Consider the following 21,364-nt stretch of genomic DNA (forward strand, 5'->3'; position numbering starts at 1 on the left):
GGAAAAGATGGCTGTCTACGGGATCGACCTGGGCACGACGTACTCGTGCATCGCCTCCATCGACGAAGTCGGCCGCCCCACGGTCCTGCGCAACCTCGAGGGCACCGACACCACACCGTCCGTCGTCTACTTCGAGTCGGGCGACAACGTCGTCGTCGGCGCCGCGGCCAAGGACACCGCCGTACTCGAACCGGACAACGTCGTCAGCCTGATCAAACGGGACATGGGCCGCGACCTCACCCGGCCGGTCCACGGCTTCGAGTACACCCCCGAGGAACTGTCGGCGTTCATCCTGCTCAAGCTGGCCACCGACGCACGCACCACCACCGGCGAGGACGCCCGTGACGTCGTCGTCACGGTCCCCGCCTACTTCGGCGCCGCCGAGCGCGACGCCACCCGCAAGGCCGGCCGCATCGCCGGGCTGAACGTCATCGACATCATCTCCGAGCCGATCGCCGCCGCCATCACCTATGGCGTGCTCAACCCGGAGCAGGACCGCACGATCCTCGTGTACGACCTCGGCGGCGGCACCTTCGACACCACGGTCATCGCACTCAAGGGCGGCCACATCGAGGTGGTCTGCACCGACGGCGACCACGAGCTCGGCGGTGCCGACTGGGACGAGCGCCTGGTGGAGTACCTCGCCGAGCGCTTCCGAGCCGAGCACCCCGACGCGGGCGATCCGCTCGACGACAAGCAGACCGAGCAGCAGCTCCGCCGCGACGCCGAGGAGGCCAAGAAGGCGCTGACCTCCCGTACCCAGCACACCGTGCGGGTGATGCACGAGGGCCGGGTCGCCGCCGTCGAGGTCTCCAGGGAGAAGTTCGAGGAGATCACCAAGGACCTGCTGGACCGTACGGTGGAGATCACCGGCCGCACCCTCGCCACCGCGAGCGAGAAGGGCGTCTCCGACTACGACGACCTCGTGCTCGTCGGCGGGTCGACGAAGATGCCCGCGGTGGCCGCCCGGCTCGAGACCGAACTCGGCCTGCCGCCCAAGCTGCAGGACCCCGACCTCGCGGTGGCCAAGGGCGCCGCCCTCTACGCCTTCGAGGAGACGTTCCGCAGGCTTCTGCTGCAGGGCGCAGAGGAGCGGGCCGAGGAGATGGCCAGCCGGGCCGGGCTCTCCGCCGAGCAGCAGCGTCAGATCGCCAACCGCCAGATCAAGACGGTGGCCTCGCGCGCCTTCGGCATCGTGGTGCTCGACCGGGCCAACAACCTCGAGCAGGTCGCCCATCTGGTGCACGCCAACGACGAGCTGCCCGCGGCCCGCACCGAGGACTTCTTCACGGTCAACGACGACCAGACCGCCGCCGACGTGCGGGTGATGGAACAGGCGGGTGCCGCCGAGTCGGCGGAGGTGACCGACAACACCGAGATCGCCACCGGGGTCATCAAGGTGCCGCCGGGCAAGAAGGCGGGCTGGCCCATCGAGGTCACGTTCGCGCTCGACGCCTCCGGCCTTCTGCACGTCACCGCAGTCGAGAAGGAGACCGGCGAGCGGCTCGAGCTGACGGTCGACGTGGGCGGCATGTCCGAAGAGGACGTCGAGCGCTCCCGCGCGGCCCTGTCCCGCGTCCAGGTGAGCTGAGTCCATGGCCTCGCTCCGCTCGGCGGTTCGCGGGCGCCTCGTCGCGCGGTCTTCCCTCGTCACGTGCTCGCTCGTACCTCGCTCCGCGCGCTCCTCAGTCCAGACCGCGCGCGCCCGCTCAGAGCCCATGGCCTCGCTCCGCTCGGCGGTTCGCGGGCGCCTCGTCGCGCGGTCTTCCCTCGTCACGTGCTCGCTCGTACCTCGCTCCGCGCGCTCCTCAGTCCAGACCGCGCGCGCCCGCTCAGAGCCCATGGCCTCGCTCCGCTCGGCGGTTCGCGGGCGCCTCGTCGCGCGGTCTTCCCTCGTCACGTGCTCGCTCGTACCTCGCTCCGCGCGCTCCTCAGTCCAGACCGCGCGCGCCCGCTCACGGGGGCATATTCGATAAGGGGATCGGCCTGAACTTCGACGACCACTACAAGCGGGAGGTCCTCGAACCGGCGCGCAACGCCGGGGACCAGCCGCCAGAGGATCTGCGGGTGCGCTACCAGCTGCGCGACCCGCTGTCCCCTCAGGACGTCGCGGCTCAGGTCAAGCTGGTGCGGCAGTGCTGGCGCCGGGCCCGCGGCCAGCTGAAGTACCGCAAGCTCATCGACCGGCTCGAAGCCGAGCACCGCGAGCTCGCGCCCGTCTTCGCGGCCGCCGAGCGCGGTGACGCCGGCCCGTTGCGCGCCCGGCTGCGCGGCGGCACGGAGCGCACGGAGCGCCGGCGGTCCGACGCGAGGGCACGCCTGCTCGACGCCGCCGGGCCGCTGCGGCTGCTGTCGCCGGGCGACCTGGAGGCCATCGCGCGGTCCAGCGGCTTCGCCCGCGCAGAGCTGGAGTCGTTCCTGACGACCGAACGCGTCGAGGTGCGCGAACCCGACCCGCTCCCGGCGTCCGCGCCGTACCAGGGTTATCTCAAGGCGCGCGAGTCCCTCGCCGTGCTGGGTCACCGGCATCTCGCCGACTTCCTGTTCGGCGCGCGGCTCACCGGTCCGATGCGGGTGATGGGCGGTTTCCAGGCGCCCGGAGTGCGGCTGGACGCATCGGTGGTGGCGTCCGTGTCCGCCGACTGGGCCCGGCGGCCGAGGGACACCAGCTCCACCAACGCCGAGACGGTACTGGCTGCGCTGCGCTCGGCCCTCGGCGGCGACACCGGCGACGGCGCGCGACTGGCCGAACTGGTCCGGTACGACCTCGTGGACCGGCTGCGGGAACGGCACCGGCAGCGCGCCTCCGAACGGGCGCTTCTTCGGTACGCCGTCGACGGCCTCGGCATCGAGCCGGGTGAGGCCAGGCGCCTGGTCTTCGCCGTGCTGAGAGAGAGCGGCCCGGCGGGCGGCCTGGCCGGGCGGCTGCGTGAGCTGCTCGACGCCGGCGCGGTGCACGCCGCGGCCCTGCTCGCCGACTCGGCCCTCCCCGCCGCGGGCGAGGCCGAACGGGCCGGTGCGCAGAGCGCGGCACGGCGGGAGGCCGAGAGCGCCGAGGTACTCGCGGCCGAGGCGCGTGAGCGGCTCTCCACCGCCGTCAGGCTGCGCGATGAGGCCGTGGAATGCCCCGACCCGGACCGGGCGTGGCGGCTGCTCGCCGACGCCCTGCATCTGGTCCGCGACCTGCCCGGTGCGGAAGATCACCAGCGACGGCTTCCGCCGCGGCCGGTCGCGGAGGCCGCCGCCACCGTCGACGCCGGTGGCACGGCCGTGCGCCTGAGCTGGAGCGAGTCACCGTCGAAGGTGGGTGACATCGGCTACCGCGTCGTACGCCGGCGCGGCCGGCCACCGCGCGACTCGGCGGACGGCGAGATCATCGCGAGCAGCGGCACGGGCGCCTACGACGGCCGCCCGCCGGTCAACGTGCCGCTCTTCTACGCGATCATCGCCCGGCGGGGCGACACGGCCGCGGCCCCCGCGGTGGCCGGTCCCGTCCTGGTACGGCCGGAACCGGCCGAGGTGGAGCTCGTGGCCGGCGACGGGGTCGTCACGGGCCGGTGGCGGTGCCCGCCCGCGGCCGCCCGGGTGCTCGTCACCCGCGACGAGGCCTCGGTGGACCTGCCGAGGGTGGTGGTCCGGGCCGACCGTGAGGGCTTCCGCGACGCGGTCAGGAACGGGACGACCTACCACTATCGCGTGGCCGCCGTCTATCTCGACGAGTCCGGCCGTGAGGTGACGACCCCGGGTGTACGGGTGTCCGCCAGCCCGAGTGCGCCGCCCGAGCCCGTGGCCGGGTTCACGCTGGAGCCCGATCCGGGCGAGGCCGGCCGGCTGCTCCTGGGCTTCGACCCGCCCCGGCGCGGCACCACCGAGTTCGTCCTGCTCGCCGGTCCGCCGCCCTGGCCGCACGGCACCGTCGTGCCGCTGGCCGAGGTGCGCCGGGCGGGCCGGGCCGTACCGGCGACGCCGACCGCGAACGGGCTCGCGGTACGTCCCGGCGCGAGCGGGGTGCTGCTCGCCGTCACCGTCTCGGGCGAGGCGGCCGCGGTCGGGACTCACCGCCGGCACGTGAACCTGCCGCCGCCGAGCAATGTCGTCGCGCGGCGCCACGGGGCGACGGTGCACGTCGGTTTCGACTGGCCGCCCGACGTCGCCGAGGTCGAGCTCACCTACCAGGTGGGCGGCTCCGATCCACGCCGAACTCTGATCACCCGGGCCGCCTACGAGGCGCAGGGAGGGGTGCGGCTGGCCGCGCCCGAGACCCGGCAGGTCGACGTACTCGTGGCCTCGAGTGGCATGGGCGGCGAGGCCCGCGTCGTCGGCGCGCCGGTACCCGTGATGGTGTCCCCGCGATCCCTCGTGGACTACGACCTGCGCCTGACCGGGCCGCCCTGGCGCCGCACCCTCGTGGTGGCGCTCCGGTCCGAGGAGCCGGTGCGCGTCCCGCGCCTGCTGCTCGTGCTGCGCGAGGGCCGCGTGATGCCACAGCACCCGGGCGACGGAGATACCGTCGCGTCCTGGGACGAACTGGAGGTTCCGGTGGAGCTGTCGTTGCCGCATCCCCGGCGGGCCGGGTCGTTCTGGCTGCGCTGCTTCGCCGCCGATGATGAGATCGAGCTGAGCGACCCACCGGTCCGCCGCCTCCAGATGAAGGGCTGAGGATGCGCGCGATCACCTGTCCGTACTGCTTCGCGGCGGTGCCCGCCCAGCGGATCGAGTTCCGCTGCCTCGGGCGGGCGGGTCGCGGGCCGGGCTGCGAGCCGGTGCTCGACCGCAGGCTCGCCGACTACACCGGGTCGGCCGCGGCCGCCTCGCTCCCACCGGTGTTCTCCGCGTCCGGCCGACGGGGCCGGGCCGCCTGCCCGGCCTGCGGTAAGCCCACCGGACGGCGGGTGTGCCCGGAGTGCCACAACCCCCTGCCGTCGGCCTACTGCGACACCCCGGGCCGGATCGTCGCGCTCGTCGGGGCCAAGAACGCGGGCAAGAGCACCTACATCGCGGTGCTGCTGCACGAGCTGATGAACCGGATCGGCACCGAGCTCGACACCTCGCTGGTGGCCTGCGACGACCGCACCATCGACCGCTACAAGCGGGACTTCGCGCGGCCACTGTACGACGAGCGGCGGCTGCTGCCGACCACCGCCAGCGCGGCGACGACGCCGCGCGAGCCACTGGTCTACCTCCTCACCCGGACGCGGCGCCCCCGCTTCGGACGGCTGAACCTCGGCGGCGGCAACGACGCGCTCACGCTGGTACTGTTCGACACCGCAGGCGAGGACCTGCGCAGCCGCGACGTGCGCGACCTGCACCTGCGCTATCTCGAGGCGGCCGACGCCGTCATCTTCCTCGTCGATCCGCTGGAGCTGCCCGGTGCCCGGGCGGCCCTGGTCGGCGGGGCACTGCCGGTCACCGCCGACGATCCCGACAGCGAGCCGATCAACGTGATCGCCCGGGTCACCGAGGCGCTCCAGGCGCGTCGTTCGGGCGACCGGCTGCGGATCCCGGTCGCGGTCGCCCTCACCAAGATCGACGCGCTGCAGCCCTCCTTCGCCCGCCAGTCGGCGCTGCACCGCTCCCGGCAGAGCCAGGGCGCCCTCGACCTCGACGACCGCGAGGCGGTCGACGAGCAGGTCCGGGCGCTGCTGCACGAGTGGCAGGCCGGACAGCTCGACCGCTACCTGCGCCAGCACTACCTGGAGTACGGGTTCTTCGGGCTGTCCGCGCTGGGGGGCATGCCGGGCGACGGCCGGGTCGGCGCGGGCGGCGTGCAGCCCTATCGGGCGGAGGATCCGCTGCTGTGGCTGCTGCACCGGTTCGGGATGCTCGACGGCGTCCGCGGCGCGGCGGCGAGCCCCTGGCCGGCGGCCGGAAGGAACGCGTGAGCCGTGGCCTGGCAGCTGCACTACACCTCCGCGAAGTCCGGCCCGGACGGCCGGGCCGGCTTCCAGTTCGTCGCGGAGACCCCGGGGCTGCCGCCGGGCCTGCGCACCGCCGTGTCACCGCTCATGGTCTACCGGCCGCCACCGCACGCCCCGCTCTCCCCGAGCACCGACGAGCTGGCGCGGTTCCCGGTGGGGCTGGCCTACGACCGGCTGGACGAGCGGCCCGTGCTGGTCCGGTGCCGCTACCTCGGCCGGGACTACTCCGGGCGGTACGGCAACTTCTTCGCGCACGCGGTGGTGGCCGACACCGCTGAGCTCGAGGGGCTGCGCCCGATGGAGCTCTGGCACGCCCCGCTGTGGGACGACGCCCCCGCGAGCGGGCTACTCCCGGCCCTCGACGAGCTCTCCCCCGGTGACGGCTTCGAACCCGACGCGCTCGCCGACTGGCTGGCCGACCAGTGGGACGTCGCGTCGACCTATGACCTGCTGGCCCGGCTGATCGACGCCGTCACCACCGTCCTCGGGCGCGACCATGGCCGGATCATACTGGTCGCCGACGACACCGAGCTCATCGCGCGGTGGATCGCGGTCGTCTCGTACTCCCTGCCGGTGCCCGCCGCCGCGCTGATGTCGTTCATCACCTACAGCGCCGATCCGGGGGTGGCGCCGCAGCGCGTCGTCGGCACCACGCCCGATGTGTGGGAGACGACCCGCCACGACGGCCCCGTCTTCTTCGTCGACGCCCCGCACGCCATGGGCGGCCGCGTCGAGTACCACCGCGACACGGACCACCGCCTCGAGGACCACCGCGACGCGGGCGACCGCGCCGCACCGGCCGGCGAGTCACCGCGCGCCGCCCGGGGCCGCTACGCGCGGACGGCCGCGCAGTGCTGGCGCGATCTCAACTTCGCGGGGCTGGACGCGATGGGCGAGCTCGCCGACGCCGCGCTCCGCTCCAAGATCACGGCCCCGCTCGACGTCGTGCTCGACCGGGCCGCGGCACTGCTCGCGCTGTGCCAGGGCGACGAGACGGTGACGCCGGGCGAGGAGGCCGAGGCCGCCACGCTGCTGAGCCGGCACGGCGCCGACGTGCCCGGATGGGTCTGGCGCGACCTCACGCCGACGCTCCCCGGCATGGGCTTCGACCTGGCCGTTGCGATCATGAACTGGGCGGTGCAGGATCCGCACCTCGCCGAGCGATGCGCGGCCCGCTGTGTCGTGCTGGCGCTTCGCGACCCCGCCCTGCGCTCCCGGCTGCCCGACCTCACCCTGCCGGAACCCGCCCGCGACCGGCTCACCCCCATCGTCGAGGAGGCGCTGCTCACGGCACCCGACCTCACCGAGGTCGCGCTGATCGCCGGGCTGCTGGAGCGCGTCGGAGCCGACGTGCCCGGCCCCGGTGTCGAAGCGGCCGCCGTCGGATGCGCCCGGCGCGGCACCGCCGACCTGACCGCCGCCGTACGCCTCGTGCCCATGGCGGTGCGCGAGCCGCTCATCGCGGGCGCGCTCGCCGGGCTCGCCGCGACCGACGAGAGCACCCGTGCCGCGGTGCTCACCGACGCCGCCTGTGATCTGCTGTACGCGCGGAAGGCCCCGCGCCCGGCCAGGGCCCCGGTCGCGGACGCCGACACGACCCCGGACGCGCACACGGACGCGGCCCCGGCGGCGGATCCGGTCCCCGGCCCCGCACCGGCACCGCCGTGGCTGCCGGGAGCCGTCGCGCTGGACGTGCTGCGATCGGTCGGGCGGCGGCGCAGGGAACGGCGGATCGAGGTCACGCGGGTCCTGCTCGAACTCGCCGAACCCCGGTCAGCGGTCGAGGACGTACTGCACGCCGTGTGGGCCGAGCCGCCCACCGCCCGTGAGTGCCTCGCGGTCATCGACTCTTTCGGCGCCGCGCTCCCCCACTTCCGCTGCCTGTACGACCTGCCGTCGCGGGTGTTCACCCGGCTGGCCGAGAGCGGAGACGACCTCGACGCGCCGGACACCCTCGACCTCGCCCGGCGTACGCGCGAGGCGCTGACCGCCGACGACCGCCCGGCCGCCGACGCGGCCCTCGTCCAGGCCTATGCCTCGGCGGTGCGGGCCGGCGATGCCGCGGCGGCCGCCCTCGGGCTCGCCGACATCGACGTGGTGACCGGGGCGTCCACGCCGCTGACCGACTGCGTCGTCCGCTGCGCGGCGCAGCGCCTCGCGCTGCGAGCGCCACGGTTCCGCGCGGCGGTGCTGGCCGAGGCGCCCGCACCGGCCCGCGACCGGCTGGTGGCCGAGTGGACCGCCGGCAAGCACAGCAAGGCCGCGCGCAACGAGCTCATGGAGGTCGCGATCCGGCTGCGCCGCCTCAGCGTGTTCCCCGAGGCGCTCGAGGCGTGGGCGGCCGGGCAGGCCGCCGGCCGGCTGTCGTATCTCCAGCTCGACGCCTGCTTCCGCCACGACCGCGACCTGCGGGCCGGGCTCAGGGAACTGCGCAGCCGGACTCTGGCGGCGCAGACCCGGCGTCAGCGGCGCGGGAGGTGACGAGTGCAGGCCGTCTTCGTCGCGCTGCTGGTGGTCGTGTGGCTGGGTGCCATGTGGGTCGGGTTCGTGTTCGTCTTCCCTGTCGTGTTCTCCGTCTCGCTCGTCGCGGCCGCCGCGTGCGCGATCGGCTACTACTACGTGTACGCCTGCCGGGCCCTGGTGCCCGCCCCGGCCAAGGGCCTCGCACCGGTCGCGCCGCCCGGCTCGGCCCGTTCGCAGGGCGCCCCGGTGCCCGATCCGGCCTACCGGCACTACCTGCTGGCGCAGGTCTGGCGGGACCTGTGGGCGATCACCCGCGGCATCATGCCCAAGATCACTATGACCGCCACCGTCGCGCTCACGACCACCACGAGAACGCTCGTGTCGGGGATCTGGGGCTTCTTCACCTTCCCGCTCTGGCTGGCGATCTGCTCGGGCATCGTGCTCGCCGCCGTCCCGGCCGCTCTGCTCGGCGCGCTGCTCACCCTGCTGTACGCGGCGGTGGTGGCGGTCGGGCTGGCCGGATGGCTCGTCTGCGTGCTGGTGCTCGGCATCGTCGAACGGGTGTTCATGGCGTACGGGCGGATCCTGCAGACCTGTCCCCACCCGTTCTGCTACGAGAAGGTCGCCCTGCCGGTGTACGAGTGCCCGGCCTGCGGCGAGCGGCATCGCAGGCTCGCCCCGAACTCCTTCGGCGCGGTCAGGCACGTGTGCCGGTGCGGCGCCCGGCTGCCGACCACCATCCCGCTCGGCCGGTTCCGGCTCACGGCCTACTGCCCCCACTGCAACGGGCGGCTGCCGGAGCGGATCGGCCGGGTGCGGGTCGAGCCACTGCCCTTCGTCGGCGGCCCGGCCGCGGGCAAGACCACGTTCATGTTCCTGGCGATCCGCGCGCTGCACGCTCGCGCCCGGGCCGCGCACGGCACCGTGACCTTCGTCGAGCGGCGGCACGCCCAGGCCTACGCCGGAGCGGTACAGGAGTTCCAACGCGGAGGGCGGCTGGCCAAGACCGGTCCGGAGCTGCCTCTCGCCACGATGGTCGACGTCGACCTGCCCGGCGCCGGCCACCGGATCCTCTACCTGTTCGACCCGGCCGGTGAGCACTTCACCGGTGCCACCCTGGTCGAGTCGCTGCGCTATCTCGACCACGGCGAGGCACTGCTGTTCGTGATGGACCCGTTCGCGCTTCCGCAGGTGCGGCGGACCCTGACCGGCGATGAGAACGAACTGGTCGAGCAGGCGGTCGCCTCGTCCGACGAGGATCCCGCCGACACCCTGCAGCGCGTGCTCAACGAGCTGCGATCGCGGCGCGACCGGGGCCGCCAGAAGCGCGTCGCGGTGGTCGTCACCAAGACCGACCTGCTGGCCCACACCATCGTCGGGCGCCACCTGGAGCACCCGGAGTCGGGTGCCGCGGTCCGCGACTGGCTGGAGGGCCTCGGGCTCGGCAACTCCATCCGGGCCCTCGACCAGCTCGCCGCCGAAGTGCGCTACTTCGGCTCGGGCCTGACGACCGAACCGGCCCTGGTCGCCGAACTGCTCGGCTGGGTCACCGGGCTGCCGGTCGGCGACGGCATCGCGGCTCCGGCGGATACCGACCCCGAACTGCCGGGGCCCGAACTGCCGGGCACCGCCCCGCTGCGCGCGCCGTGGGAGGCCCGCGGCCGCGACGCCGCACTGGTGCCCGCGAGCTACCAGGCCGGCCGCTGGGCCATCCTCGCCGGCATGTCGGTCCTCACCATCGCCACCCTGGTGAGCACGGCCGCCTACGCCCTACCGCTGATCCGCTGATCCCGCCAGATCGTCCGGAGCGTCCGGTGCGCCGGTGGCCGCCCGGCGGGGCCGGGACCTCGTGCGGCCCCTGGACCCGCCGCGTCGGCGCGTGGCGGTCAACGCACTAGCCGACGTCCTCCGCATGGCGTGCGATCATCGGGTACGGGCCGGCGGTAGAGCCGACGACCCAGGTGTCCCCGCCGGGGACGGCCGCGACGCCATTGATCATCCCCTCGCCCTCATGGGGCACGGGATGGTTCACCCACCGGTCCCCCGCCCACCGCAGCACGTACATCTCGTAGGTGGGCGCGGTGGGAGAGAAGGTGTCGCCGACCGCCCACCCCCGCCCGCCACTCTTGCTCATGTCATACAGCTCACCCGGCCCGTCCGGCACCGGCGAGGTCGTCCAGCGGAGCCCGTTCCAGTGCAGGATCATCGGGCGCCGGATCTGCTCGCGGTCGGGTGCCGTCTTACTCCAGCCGACGACCCACGCGTCGTCACGCGCCGTTATCCGCACCTCCTCAGGGCGCAGGGTCCACTGGCCCGTCTCGGGCTCGGGCACGCGCTCCCATAAGGTGCCGTCCCAGTGGAGGAGCAGGAGCCGGTCGGGGCGAGCGTCGTCGCCGTACACGGTGCCGACGACCCAGACGTCGTTCGCACCGCGTGCGGCGACGGAGCTGAGATGATGGGAGTCCTCGATGGCCGGCAGGGTGAGAAGCCGCCAGTTCCGGCCGTTCCAGCGCTGGACGAACCCTTTTTCGACTTCAGTCAGAACGTCGTAGGTGTTGCCGACGAGCCAGGCCTCCTCGGGGCCAGTGGTGTGGAGGTCGTTGACCGAGGCCTGTTCTCCCGGAACCTCGGCGTGAGCGGTGTTCTTCCAGCTCCGGCCGTCCCACCTCAGCAGGCCGCAGTCGCCCAGCGCCCACATGTCGTTCGCGCCCGCGGCGGAAAGATCGTTGATCCGCCCGACATTGGGCACCGCGACCTGGTTCCAGGCGATCCCGTTCCAGCGCAGCATCAGTGAGGGGAAGTCCGCCGTGATCGTGTCGCACAGGTCGTCCGCGGCCCGGGCACCGGGAGCGTCAGGGGACATAGACGCCCCATTGATCTTGACGTGGAAACCACCCACCCAGGCGTCGCTTCGGCCGGTAGCGACGACGGCGGTCAGGTTCGCGCTGCCCTGGACCGGCACGTCGTGATGCCGCCACCCGGAGGCCGGAGCGGCTCCGGCCTCCGGCGCGCCGTCGGCGGACGCACCACCGGCAGAGGCGGTCGCTCCGGCCACCGCCATGAGCAGCAGGGCCCCCAGCCTGGTCGACTTCGATGTCAGGTGACGCACGTCGGTACCTCCGCTGATCGTTCGACAGGTCACCCTTTATCGCCACATGCCGTCGATCGAGTTCTCGCCGCATGGTCGCCGCATGGTCGCCGCACCCTCAGGCGGGCCCTCACACGGGTGGTCGTGACGCCGTGCCGGTGCGCGCCTTATCGACCTGTGGTTCTTCGGGCGCAATTGGCATGAGTTGAGCGGACGCCGCAGGCCCACCCCGCTCGGTGCGGGCGGCGCAGAAGCCGGGTCCGGGAGATCCGGTGACGTACTGGTACTAACCTGCCCGCATGCAGACTGGGATCACCGCCGATGACGTGGTGACGTTGTGGCGGCCTACCGGCCAGGCGGAGCTCGATCTCGTCGCCGCGTCGCAGTGGCGGGCGTGGCCGCCACGCCTGCCCGACCAGCCGATCTTCTACCCGGTGCTCAACCGGTGGTACGCCACGAAGATCGCTCGTGACTGGAACGTCCCCTCCGGCGGAGTCGGCTACGTCACGCGGTTCACCGTTCGCCGCGAGTTCCTCGACCGCTACGAAGTCCAGCAGGTGGGCGGGCGTGACGTGCTGGAGTACTGGATCCCGGCCGAGGATCTCGACGACTTCAACGCGAACATCGTCGGCGCGATCGTTCAGGAGGCCCACTACCGGGCCCCTGTGCCCGACGAGGAGTTCGCCGTCGCTGCCGAGACGCTCGGCCGCCCGTTGCCGGACGCCTGGCGGGCCTATCTGCAGAGCAGATCGTGGCTCTACCGCGGCTTCCTGCCGTCGGGCTGTTTCGTCTCCCTCAACACGCCACGGGAGATGCTCGAACTGCACGACGCGTGGGAGCACGGCACCGAGGCCCATCCCGGCATCGCGATCATCGGCGGCGACGGCTCCAGAGAACAGTTCGCCCTCGACCTGCGCCAGGACCCCTCCCCGGTGCTGATGGTCGACATCACCAGCGACGGCTGGGACCCGGCGATACGGCAGGCCGACGACGTCGGCGTGTTCATCGAACGCATCGAATCCGGCACGTTCGATCTCACCTGGTAGGGAGGCGCATCAGGCCGCGGGCCCGGTTCTCACCTCCGGGCCGCCTTGCCCGGCCTGTGCCCGACCGGGCCGCCGACCCGCTCGTCATGCCGCCGTGTCATCGCCGTGATCCGGTGTCATCGCCGGTGATACTGCAGCCACACCTCCCGGGGCGTCACGACCCGGTCGAGGAACATCAGGCCGTCGAGGCGGCAGTCGCACGGGTTCGCCTCGCGGGTGTTCTGGGGAAAGCTTCCACCGATCTTGATGCCTCTGGGGTCGGTGGCCGATGCGAGATCCGGTTCCGGCGGACCCGAGACGGCCCAGGGATCCCTGGGGAGCACGTAGGACCCGGCGAGTGACCGCCCGTTCTTGTAGAGCCTCATGACACCGTCGTCGAAGTCGAACGTCGCCGCCAGGAACACCCAGGTGTTCAGCGGCAGCACGCTCTGCCAGTCTTCGTTCGCGGCGAAGGTCTGGGAACTGCCCCCGTCGACGCGCCGCCCGAGGGCGACCACGCGGAGCTCTCCCGAAACGCTGATCACTTCGAGCAGGGCCCGTACGTCGTGACCTTGTGAGTCGCCACTGAGGACGCCCGCCAGCCCGACCGCGTTGTAGCGGTCGGCCGGATCGGGCGTGCCCGAGTTCAGGCCGGGGTTCGGACCGGTCATCTTGAACCAGCCCATGATGGTGGCGCCTTCGACGCCGTTGAAGGCGTGCAGAGTGCTGACGCCGGTTGCCGAATAGACGCCGGCCTTCCAGTCGTCGTTGCCGGCGGTGTCCGAGTTGACCTGCCCGACCTGTAGCGAATGACCTCTGCCCGGGTGAGCTCCGTCCCGTACCCGCATCGAGGCCCCGCCGTTGACGAGGTCGATGGTCGTGCCCGACAGGCCCTGGTCCCGCTCTCGCGCCGGATCTCCCGGGACCGGATGTTCGAAGTCGTAGTGGGCGACCAGGTTCCGCCGCAGGCTGGGCAGCACCTTCGGATCGCCCCACGCGGGCGAGCGCGCCGCGCCGGCGGGTCTCTTCTCGATGTCGGCGTCAGCCCGGCCCTCCCCGGCCGCCGCCGTGAGCGACCCGCACAGCAGCGCGGTCATGAGGACGGCGGACAGGCGTTCTCTCATCTCTCCTCCATGCGCGTCCGGTTCCCGGCGGCCACGGAAGGCCCGTGGCCGCCGGGAGGGTGGGGGTTTTCCGCCGCGGTCACCACACCGAGCGGTCAGTCGTCCACCCGGGTTCCCCTGACCTCGAGGTCACGGAGCCTTCCGATGTTGTCGAACGACCCGAAGCCGACCCGGCCGGACGTGAACGTGGTGTCAACGGCCGTCATCAGGGGGGTCTTCGAGTCATCGACGTACACCGCGATCTCTCCCGTGTCGGCGCAGTGCACCACACGGACGTCATGCCACTCGGTGTCGGTGATGGCCGGTACGGCACCCCGCGATTGGACGGCGTCCCACTGGTCCTCGATCCGCACCCGGTCGGCGTTGTCGACGACGAAGATCCCGTTGTGCGGGTAGATCGTGTTGTCCGTCGACAAATGGGCGTAGTAGAACTGCGTGTCGGACCGGTACCCGAACACGATGATCACATCGCGGTTGGTGATCTCGACCGGGGTGTCGATCCGGACCTTGGCGTCGATCCGGGCCGAGCCGAACTCCGGTCCCGCCGTCAGCACCGCGTACTCGAAGGGACGACGGGGGCCGGGACGTGCCGCTCCGGGCTCGGTCATGATCACTTGGTCGCCTGAGAACCGCCACTTCGACGGGGTCACCGGGGCCCAGTTCCTCTCGCCCGCCGTGTTCGACACCCGGGTGCGGCCGACGTCGCAGCCCGCGAAGCGGCGCGTGCCCGTGACCTTCCAGATCTTGCCGTTCGCCTTCGAGATCAGGTAGAGCTCACCGGCCCGGTCCCGGCCGAAGCGGAGGTCGATCCGCTGGTCGCCGGCCAGGTCCCGCATCGTCACCCGCTCGCCCGTCTTGTCGAAGAGCATGAGCTGGTGGATCGGGGCACGCTCCCGGCCGCGACGCATCTCGCGCTCGTTCGTGTAGAAGACGCGGCCGTTGACCAGGTCGCCGAAGATGTACTTGCCGTACAGCTCGGGCAGCTCGCGGCCGCGGTAGACGTAGCCGCCGGAGATCGCGCGTCCGACATCACCCGAGCAGGACCAGTCGGGCGGCGGGTCGTGGTCGTAGGCGGCCACCGGGTAGTCATAGCCGTACTTCGCGTCGTCCGCGGGCAGTGAGTGAAGGTAGCAGCGGTCGGTCTTGTCGAAGACGAACGCCCCCTCCCGTTCCGGCCAGCCGAGATTGTCGCCGGCCCGCAGGTCGTAGACGGCCTCGATGGCGTGCTCGCCGATGTGCCCGAGGAACATCCGGTGCTCGCCGCCGGTGTCCCAGCTGAACCGGTGCGGGTCGCGCATGCCGTACGCGTAGATCTCGCCGATGGCGCCCGGCTTGCCGACCAGCGGGTTCGTGGCCGGGATCCCGTACTTTCCGTTGGCGCTGTTCGTGCCGCGCGGGTCGATCCGGAGGATCTTGCCCTGCGGGATCGCGAGGTCCAGCGGATCGTCGTTGCCCGCGGCCGCGCCTCGGCCACCGTCACCCGCCGCGATGTAGAGCAGCCCGTACTCCTGGTCGCCGGGCTCGGCGTTCGGGTTGAAGCCGATCTCCTGGATGCCGTGGACCTGGCCGCCGAACCCGAGGCGGAGGATCTCGCGGCGGGTTCCCTGGAAGGTGCCCGCCGACGGGTCGTCGGCCGTCCACTCGGTCACGACACCGTGGTAGACGGTGTTCGGCTGGGGCGTCAGGTCGGGGGTCTCGGTCGTGCTCGACGCCAGTTCAGTGTGGACGGTGTAGAACCTGCCGGACCGCTTGAAATCGGGGGCAAAGGCCACGATGCCGAATCCCTGGCCGAGGCCGCGGCCGGAGAAGAACTGCGGGGCGAAGGTCGCGCCGACGTCGAGGTACACGTGCGGCTGCCCATGCTCGACCAGGTACATCTTGCCGTTGAGGTCGGGTACGTACATGCGCCCCGAACCGTCCGGCACCTCGCCGATGAAGTTGATCCGGGCCTGCCGCATCAGCCTCGGGTCGACCGGTGGCGGAATCGGTTCGGACTTCGGGAACGACGCGTACTCTTCGACGACCAGCCCGAGGCCCGACGTGATCGGGCGTTCCGGGATCGGATCGGTGATCGGCTGGTCATCGGCCTGCGCGGGGGTCGGCGGCACCGCCAACAGGGCCGCGAGAAGAGCCGCGATCGTCAGCAGACACCATCTGAGCTTGATCATCCTGCCACCCAGGTCAGTTGATCGGAAAGCGCTTTCTGTAACCGCTTCCCGAAGGTAGATCAGCCTCGAAGTGGCGTCAAGCAGGAAATTCAGGAGGCACGACCCGCGTTCCGCACTCCCGCCGGTCCCCCGCCGTTGATCACGCCGGGTGTCTCAACCCCGGCCGATGAAGGGCATTTTCGTGGCGGTGATGGTCATGAACTGGACGTTCGCCTCCAGCGGCAGGCCGGCCATGTAAAGCACCGCCCGCGCGACGTGCTCGGCGTCGAAGGTCGGTTCGGGCAGCACGCTTCCGTCGGCCTGAACGGCTCCGCGCGCTATGCCCGCGGTCATCTCGGTGGCGGCGTTGCCGATGTCGATCTGGCCGCAGGCGATGTCGTACGCGCGGCCGTCGAGTGAGATCGACTTCGTCAGGCCGGTCATCGCGTGCTTGGTCGCGGTGTAGGCCACGCTGTTCGGGCGGGGCACGTGCGCGGAGATCGAGCCGTTGTTGATGATCCGGCCGCCGCGCGGGCTCTGGGCCTTCATCATCCGTACGGCCTGCTGCGCGCAGAGCAGCGCGCCGGTGAGGTTGGTGGCCACGGCGCGTTGCCAGTCGTCGTGGGAGATCTCGTCGACCGAAGCGGCGGGGCCGAACACGCCGGCGTTGTTGACGAGCAGGTCGAGGCGTCCCCATTCCGATCGGACCGCGTCGAACAGCGCGGCCACGGATTCGGGCACGCCCACGTCGGTCGGCACCGGCAGCGCCGACGCGCCGGCCGGCCCGGCCTCGGCTGCGGTCTCCTGCAACGCACGCAGCCGTCGCCCCGCCAGCGCGACCCGGTACCCGGCCTCGAGCAGCGCTCGGGCGATGTGGCGGCCGAGCCCAGAGCCGGCGCCGGTGACCACCGCGACACGACCTGTGGTCATCGTCATCTCCTCGTCGTCGTAGTCATGATCGTGGTCGTGATCGTGATCGTGATCGTGATCGTCAGGGAACCCTACGTGCGCGGCCGGCGCGGAAACGGGTCCCGCGATCACCCGGTTATCAACCATCCAGCAACGAACCCAAACGATGCATGCATTTTCGACAGGTCGCTCTCTAGCGGGGAAGCGACCCCACAAGAGATCATCTACTCCCGGAACCGCTTGGAACGACCCCTTCGACACCTTCGACGACGACCCCGGCCGGTGCCGACAGCGCGGCGGCGCGACTGGCTCCTCGCTCCTGCCGCCACAGGACGAGGCGGTACGACCCTGATCCACGGAAGAAGGACCCCTCCCATGGGTAATCCCGTCAAGTTCGCCGGCGCGCGCCTGAGGCGCGCCGCGGGCATGTTGAGCGTACGGAAGGCATGGTGGGCGATCCCCGCCACCGCCGTACTGGTGCTGTCGACGACGGCCACCGCCGCGAGCGCGGCTCCGGCGAAGCCACCGGAGCCCACCGAGAACCCCTGGCAGATGCGGCACTGGCCGCGTACCCAGCCCTGGCAGCAGGGCCAGGCGATGCGCACGTTCGCCGCGACCGCGCCCACGCCGATCGATCCGCAGAACTACGAGCTGCCGGACACGATGACGTGGGACGACTACAAGGCCGTGCCGGAGACGTCGTGGAACGACCCGGCGCGGAAGGGTTCGATCAAGAACTTCAAGGGCGCGCTGGTCACCGTCGACTACTCGAACGAGCCGTTCATCGTGACGCAGCCCGAGAACTCCACGATCTACGGCAACCCGTCGGCCATCGGCGACGTCCCCCGCGACGAGGTGCCGAAGTTCTATCAGGACTTCCTCAACACCCCGAACGAGCTCAACCGCGGCCACACTCTGCACGAGTACTGGATGGAGGACTCCGGCGGTCGCTACGGCGTCGACCTGACCGCGTTCGGCGCCTATCGCATGCCGGCCAAGAGCCACGAGTACGGCATCGAGGCGCAAATGCAGGGCGGCCAGGGCTGCCCGGCGGGCGACACCTGCAACCGCAACTTCCGCACCGACGCCCGGGCGGCGTGGCTCGCCGACGTCGGGGAGGAGGTCGCGGCGCAGTACGACTTCGTGTTCTTCCTCAGCGCCGGCCAGGACGAGTCGTCCACCTGGCAGGAGTTCGGGGAGATGAAGTTCGACACCCCGCAGGACGTCACCGACGAGTGGGGACCGCCGGACTCGGCGCTGACCAACTGGAACCGCACCCGCTACGTGCCCTGGACCTCGTGGCGGTCCTCGGCCACCATCTGGCCGAACGCCAGCGCCGGCAGCTCGATCCAGGCGGAGAGCAGCGGGATGAGCGTCTACGCCCACGAGTTCAGCCACATCCTCGGGATCGGCGACAACTACAACAACCCGTACTCGGTGCCGGCCCGGCGCGACTACTCCGGGCCGTGGGAGATGCTGAGCCGCGGTACGTTCAACGGCCCCGGCGGCCCGCACAGCCGGTGGATCGTGCCGGGCACCGCCGGCAGTTCGATGGGCGCCCAGCACATGCTCCGCAACAAGATGAAGCTGGGCATCGTCGATCCGGCGAACGTCCTCAGCCTGTCCCGTGACGCGCTGAGCGGCTCGGGCGTCGTGGTCGCCAAGGTCAAGGCCCGCACCGCGCAGCCCGGCAAGGGCGAGCTGGCCGGGGTCAACCTGACCATGGGCGAGGACAAGAGCCCGAAATGTGACACGTCGGCCGATCCGATGTGCGACGGCGGCGGCTACGACAACTACACCGTCGAGGTCGTCGACCGGATGGGCTTCGACTCCTTCACCCCGGACAGCGGCGTGCTGCTGGCCAAGACGAAGAATCGCGACTCGGCCCCGTTCATCTGGACCATCGACGCCCACCCCGAGGACATCGACAAGGTCGACTTCGTCAAGCCGAACGGCACTCCGCAGAAGATGACGATCGGTGACTACCGGCAGCTCTCCGACGCGCTGTTCCACGTCGGCGCCGACTCCGGCAGCCAGTACGAGTACGTGGACGAGGCCAACCGGCTGCACTTCTACGTACTCGACCTCAAGCGCGACAAGACGGGGATCCTCTCGTACACGGTCGCGATCCGGTCGCTGGACGGCGCCGGCACGCAACGTCGGGGCGTGCGGCTGCTGCCGGGCGTCGGCGTGGCCGCGCCCCAGCAGGGCTGGGCGAAGTGCACGCTGCCGCTGCGCAACACCGGTACGGCCGGTACCGCGCCGTACAGCGACAGCGACGTCTACCGGCTGACGGCCAGCTCGTCGGGCCAGGGCTGGTCGGCGTGGCTGCCGAACGATCTCGCCACGGCGAAGGCCGGGCAGCAGGCGAGCGTGCAGGTGTACGCCAAGCGCGACTCGGGCGGCGCGAAGGTCGGCAAGGTCACGCTGACCGCCACCTCCGAGAGCGACCCGACCAAGAAGTCGACGGCGAACTGCACGGTCATCGGCTGACCCACTAGATCCGTGATCTCGCGACCGGCGGCGCCGCCGGTCGCGAGATCACCTTCTTCAATGGGGCAGCGCGGCGACGAAGCGGGTGAGCAGCCGGGCGAACTCGGCCCGCTCGGCATCGGTCCAGCCGGTCATCGCCTCGGCGAACACCTCGCGGCGGGTGCCGTGCGCCCGTTCGACGGCGGCCCGTCCCGCGTCGGTCATGAGCAGCACCGAACGCCGCCCGTCGGCCTGGTCGGCCGCGCGCCTGACCAGGCCGGCCGCGACGGCGGCGGCGACCAGCCTGCTCGCCCTCGGCTGGTCGACGCCCAGCGCCTGTGCGACCGACGACACCGTCACGGGTGACCCGCTCGCCTCGATCACATCGAGCACGTCGAAGCCCTGGCCGGACAGACCGTGCAGCCGGGCGAGCGCCCGCCGGCTCTGCCTGCGCCGGACCGCGACCATGGCCCGTTCGATCGCCTCGACGTCGTTCATGCGCTCATGGTACATGTCTAAGAACATGTATTTGTCAGAGCGCAAGGAGATGTACATGCGACGACCGATCGGGTACTGGTGCAAGCGGCTGGATCGGCTCATCGAGGAGGCCTTCGACCGGGCGTTCGGTGCGGCGGGCGTGTCGCGCCGCCAGTGGCAGACGCTCAACGTGCTCGGCCACGGCCCCGCCGGTGACGATGCCCTCGCTGAGGCCCTGCGGCCGTTCTGGGACGGCGGCGACGTGCCGATGACCGGCGTCATCGCCGACCTGCGCGGCAGGGGCTGGATCGAGCGGGACCCGGCCGGGCGCCACGGCCTCACCCCGGGCGGCCGGGCCGCTCACGCGAGGATCGCCGAGGCCGTCGCCGGGATCCGGGCGACGGTCGCCCAGGGCGTGACCGACGAGGAGTACCGCGTCACCATGGACGTGCTGCGGCGGATGACCGAGAACCTGGAGCACGTCTGCTAAGCGACCTCGGCAACGAGCGTCCGGCCGGCGACCGAGCCACGCTGACCGATAGCCGCGGGCACGGGCGGTGTACGCCCGGTGCCCGCCGGCGAGGCCGTCGGTGGCAGACTCGCACCCATGACCTATGTCGCCGCCGATGACCGCTATGACCGTCTTCCTTACCGCCGTTCCGGACGCAGCGGGCTCAAGCTGCCGACCGTGTCGCTGGGCCTGTGGCACAACTTCGGGGACGACCGCCCGCTGGACACCCAACGGGCCATCCTGCGGCGAGCGTTCGATCTCGGCATCACGCACTTCGACCTCGCGAACAACTACGGCCCGCCGTTCGGCTCCGCCGAGACCAACTTCAGCCGGCTGTTCCGCGACGACTTCACGCCCTACCGCGACGAGCTGATCATCTCGACGAAGGCCGGGTACGACATGTGGCCCGGCCCGTACGGCGAGTGGGGGTCGCGCAAGTACCTGCTCGCCAGCCTGGACCAGTCGCTGGGCCGGATGGGCCTGGACTACGTCGACATCTTCTACAGCCACCGCTTCGACCCCGACACCCCGCTCGAAGAGACGATGGGCGCGCTCGACACGGCCGTACGGTCCGGCAAGGCGCTGTACGCGGGCATCTCGTCGTACTCACCCGAGGACACCGCGCGGGCCGCCGCGATCCTGCGCGACCTCGGCACGCCGCTGCTGATCCACCAGCCGTCGTACTCGATGCTCAACCGCTGGATCGAGGGCGGCCTGCTCGACACGCTCGAACAGGAGGGCGTCGGCTGCATCGCCTTCTCGCCGCTGGCGCAGGGCATGCTGACCGACAAGTACCTGAACGGCGTCCCGGAGGGCTCACGGGCCAGTCAGGGCAAGTCGCTGTCGCCGGACCTGCTCACCGACGAGGCCATCAAGCACGTACGGGCGCTCAACGAGCTCGCCGCTCAGCGCGGCCAGTCACTGGCGCAGATGGCCCTCGCGTGGGCGCTGCGCGACGAGCGGGTCACCTCGGTGCTGATCGGCGCGAGCAGCGTCGCGCAGCTCGAGAACAGCGTCGCCAGCGTGGACCGGCTCGGCTTCAGCGCCGACGAGCTCGCGGCGATCGACCGTGACGCGGTCGAGGCCGGGATCAACATCTGGGCCGCCTCCAGCGAACCGGATGCGCGCGCCTGACCCGCGTACGGGCCCGTCACGTCACGTGCCCCCGTTCCTCCGGCCGGAGGACGGGGGTACGTCCGTTTCGGCGAGTTCGGCGAGTTCGGCGAGTTC

Annotated in this window: 14 protein-coding genes; 9 read left to right on the forward strand and 5 right to left on the reverse strand. The window is 71.6% G+C overall.

Going from position 1 to position 21,364, the window contains the following annotated elements; translation table 11 throughout:
* Nucleotides 1-7 precede the first annotated feature (7 nt).
* From HKK74_RS21935 to HKK74_RS21955, 5 genes are all read left to right on the forward strand, one after another.
* A complete protein-coding gene (locus HKK74_RS21935) occupies nt 8-1,591 on the forward strand; it encodes an Hsp70 family protein (protein ID WP_187245155.1) in 1,584 nt (527 codons plus the stop codon).
* A 476-nt stretch (nt 1,592-2,067) separates the two neighbouring features.
* On the forward strand, nt 2,068-4,659 hold the full coding sequence (locus tag HKK74_RS21940; protein ID WP_312881665.1) for a SaeA-related protein: 2,592 nt from the start codon (nt 2,068-2,070) through the stop codon (nt 4,657-4,659).
* Nucleotides 4,660-4,661: 2 nt separating this feature from the next.
* Nucleotides 4,662-5,882, forward strand: coding sequence for a TRAFAC clade GTPase domain-containing protein (locus HKK74_RS21945; RefSeq protein ID WP_187245156.1), 1,221 nt, complete (start codon nt 4,662-4,664; stop codon nt 5,880-5,882).
* Between the two features lie 3 nt (nt 5,883-5,885).
* A complete protein-coding gene (locus HKK74_RS21950) occupies nt 5,886-8,399 on the forward strand; it encodes a GAP1-N2 domain-containing protein (protein ID WP_187245157.1) in 2,514 nt (837 codons plus the stop codon).
* Between the two features lie 3 nt (nt 8,400-8,402).
* A complete protein-coding gene (locus HKK74_RS21955) occupies nt 8,403-10,169 on the forward strand; it encodes a TRAFAC clade GTPase domain-containing protein (protein WP_312881666.1) in 1,767 nt (588 codons plus the stop codon).
* Between the two features lie 106 nt (nt 10,170-10,275).
* On the opposite strand, the gene HKK74_RS21960 is transcribed toward HKK74_RS21955, so the two are convergent.
* On the reverse strand, nt 10,276-11,490 hold the full coding sequence (locus HKK74_RS21960; RefSeq protein WP_187245158.1) for a hypothetical protein: 1,215 nt from the start codon (nt 11,488-11,490) through the stop codon (nt 10,276-10,278).
* A 278-nt stretch (nt 11,491-11,768) separates the two neighbouring features.
* On the opposite strand from HKK74_RS21960, the gene HKK74_RS41535 reads away from it, so the two are divergent.
* Nucleotides 11,769-12,515 (forward strand): SMI1/KNR4 family protein, encoded by a 747-nt coding sequence (locus HKK74_RS41535; RefSeq protein WP_312881667.1) that lies wholly within the window; start codon nt 11,769-11,771, stop codon nt 12,513-12,515.
* 116 nt (nt 12,516-12,631) lie between these two features.
* Here HKK74_RS41535 and HKK74_RS21970 read toward each other — a convergent pair whose 3' ends face one another.
* From HKK74_RS21970 to HKK74_RS21980, 3 genes are all read right to left on the reverse strand, one after another.
* A complete protein-coding gene (locus HKK74_RS21970; RefSeq protein ID WP_187245159.1) occupies nt 12,632-13,618 on the reverse strand; it encodes a LamG-like jellyroll fold domain-containing protein in 987 nt (328 codons plus the stop codon).
* 95 nt (nt 13,619-13,713) lie between these two features.
* Nucleotides 13,714-15,786, reverse strand: coding sequence for a PQQ-dependent sugar dehydrogenase (locus HKK74_RS21975; protein ID WP_187245160.1), 2,073 nt, complete (start codon nt 15,784-15,786; stop codon nt 13,714-13,716).
* Between the two features lie 153 nt (nt 15,787-15,939).
* Nucleotides 15,940-16,695, reverse strand: coding sequence for an SDR family oxidoreductase (locus tag HKK74_RS21980; protein WP_187245161.1), 756 nt, complete (start codon nt 16,693-16,695; stop codon nt 15,940-15,942).
* A 354-nt stretch (nt 16,696-17,049) separates the two neighbouring features.
* Here HKK74_RS21980 and HKK74_RS21985 point away from each other — a divergent pair, with 354 nt between their 5' ends.
* Nucleotides 17,050-19,167, forward strand: a complete 2,118-nt coding sequence (locus HKK74_RS21985) for a M6 family metalloprotease domain-containing protein (protein WP_246491861.1) — start codon at nt 17,050-17,052, stop codon at nt 19,165-19,167.
* A gap of 57 nt (nt 19,168-19,224) precedes the next feature.
* Here the strand turns inward: HKK74_RS21985 and HKK74_RS21990 are convergent, their stop codons facing one another.
* Nucleotides 19,225-19,644 carry a MarR family winged helix-turn-helix transcriptional regulator gene (locus HKK74_RS21990; protein ID WP_187245162.1) on the reverse strand — a complete coding sequence of 140 codons (420 nt, stop codon included), beginning with the start codon at nt 19,642-19,644 and terminating at the stop codon, nt 19,225-19,227.
* Between the two features lie 55 nt (nt 19,645-19,699).
* Here HKK74_RS21990 and HKK74_RS21995 point away from each other — a divergent pair, with 55 nt between their 5' ends.
* Nucleotides 19,700-20,113, forward strand: coding sequence for a MarR family winged helix-turn-helix transcriptional regulator (locus HKK74_RS21995; RefSeq protein WP_246491862.1), 414 nt, complete (start codon nt 19,700-19,702; stop codon nt 20,111-20,113).
* A 117-nt stretch (nt 20,114-20,230) separates the two neighbouring features.
* Entirely contained in the window at nt 20,231-21,268 is a 1,038-nt protein-coding gene (gene mgrA / locus HKK74_RS22000) for an L-glyceraldehyde 3-phosphate reductase (protein ID WP_187245163.1), read from the forward strand.
* Nucleotides 21,269-21,364 lie beyond the last annotated feature (96 nt).

The organism is Actinomadura alba, assembly GCF_014323705.1.
Taxonomy (GTDB): domain Bacteria; phylum Actinomycetota; class Actinomycetes; order Streptosporangiales; family Streptosporangiaceae; genus Actinomadura_C; species Actinomadura_C alba.

Bases quoted from the DNA above. Each gene is read 5' to 3' on its own strand.
- HKK74_RS21935 (WP_187245155.1), top strand. From the start codon at position 8: ATGGCTGTCTACGGGATCGACCTGGGCACGACGTACTCGTGCATCGCC.
- HKK74_RS21945 (WP_187245156.1), top strand. From the start codon at position 4,662: ATGCGCGCGATCACCTGTCCGTACTGCTTCGCGGCGGTGCCCGCCCAG.
- HKK74_RS41535 (WP_312881667.1), top strand. From the start codon at position 11,769: ATGCAGACTGGGATCACCGCCGATGACGTGGTGACGTTGTGGCGGCCT.
- HKK74_RS21970 (WP_187245159.1), bottom strand. From the start codon at position 13,618: ATGAGAGAACGCCTGTCCGCCGTCCTCATGACCGCGCTGCTGTGCGGG.
- HKK74_RS21975 (WP_187245160.1), bottom strand. From the start codon at position 15,786: ATGATCAAGCTCAGATGGTGTCTGCTGACGATCGCGGCTCTTCTCGCG.
- HKK74_RS21980 (WP_187245161.1), bottom strand. From the start codon at position 16,695: ATGACCACAGGTCGTGTCGCGGTGGTCACCGGCGCCGGCTCTGGGCTC.
- HKK74_RS21985 (WP_246491861.1), top strand. From the start codon at position 17,050: ATGGGTAATCCCGTCAAGTTCGCCGGCGCGCGCCTGAGGCGCGCCGCG.
- HKK74_RS21990 (WP_187245162.1), bottom strand. From the start codon at position 19,644: ATGAACGACGTCGAGGCGATCGAACGGGCCATGGTCGCGGTCCGGCGC.
- HKK74_RS21995 (WP_246491862.1), top strand. From the start codon at position 19,700: ATGCGACGACCGATCGGGTACTGGTGCAAGCGGCTGGATCGGCTCATC.
- mgrA (WP_187245163.1), top strand. From the start codon at position 20,231: ATGACCTATGTCGCCGCCGATGACCGCTATGACCGTCTTCCTTACCGC.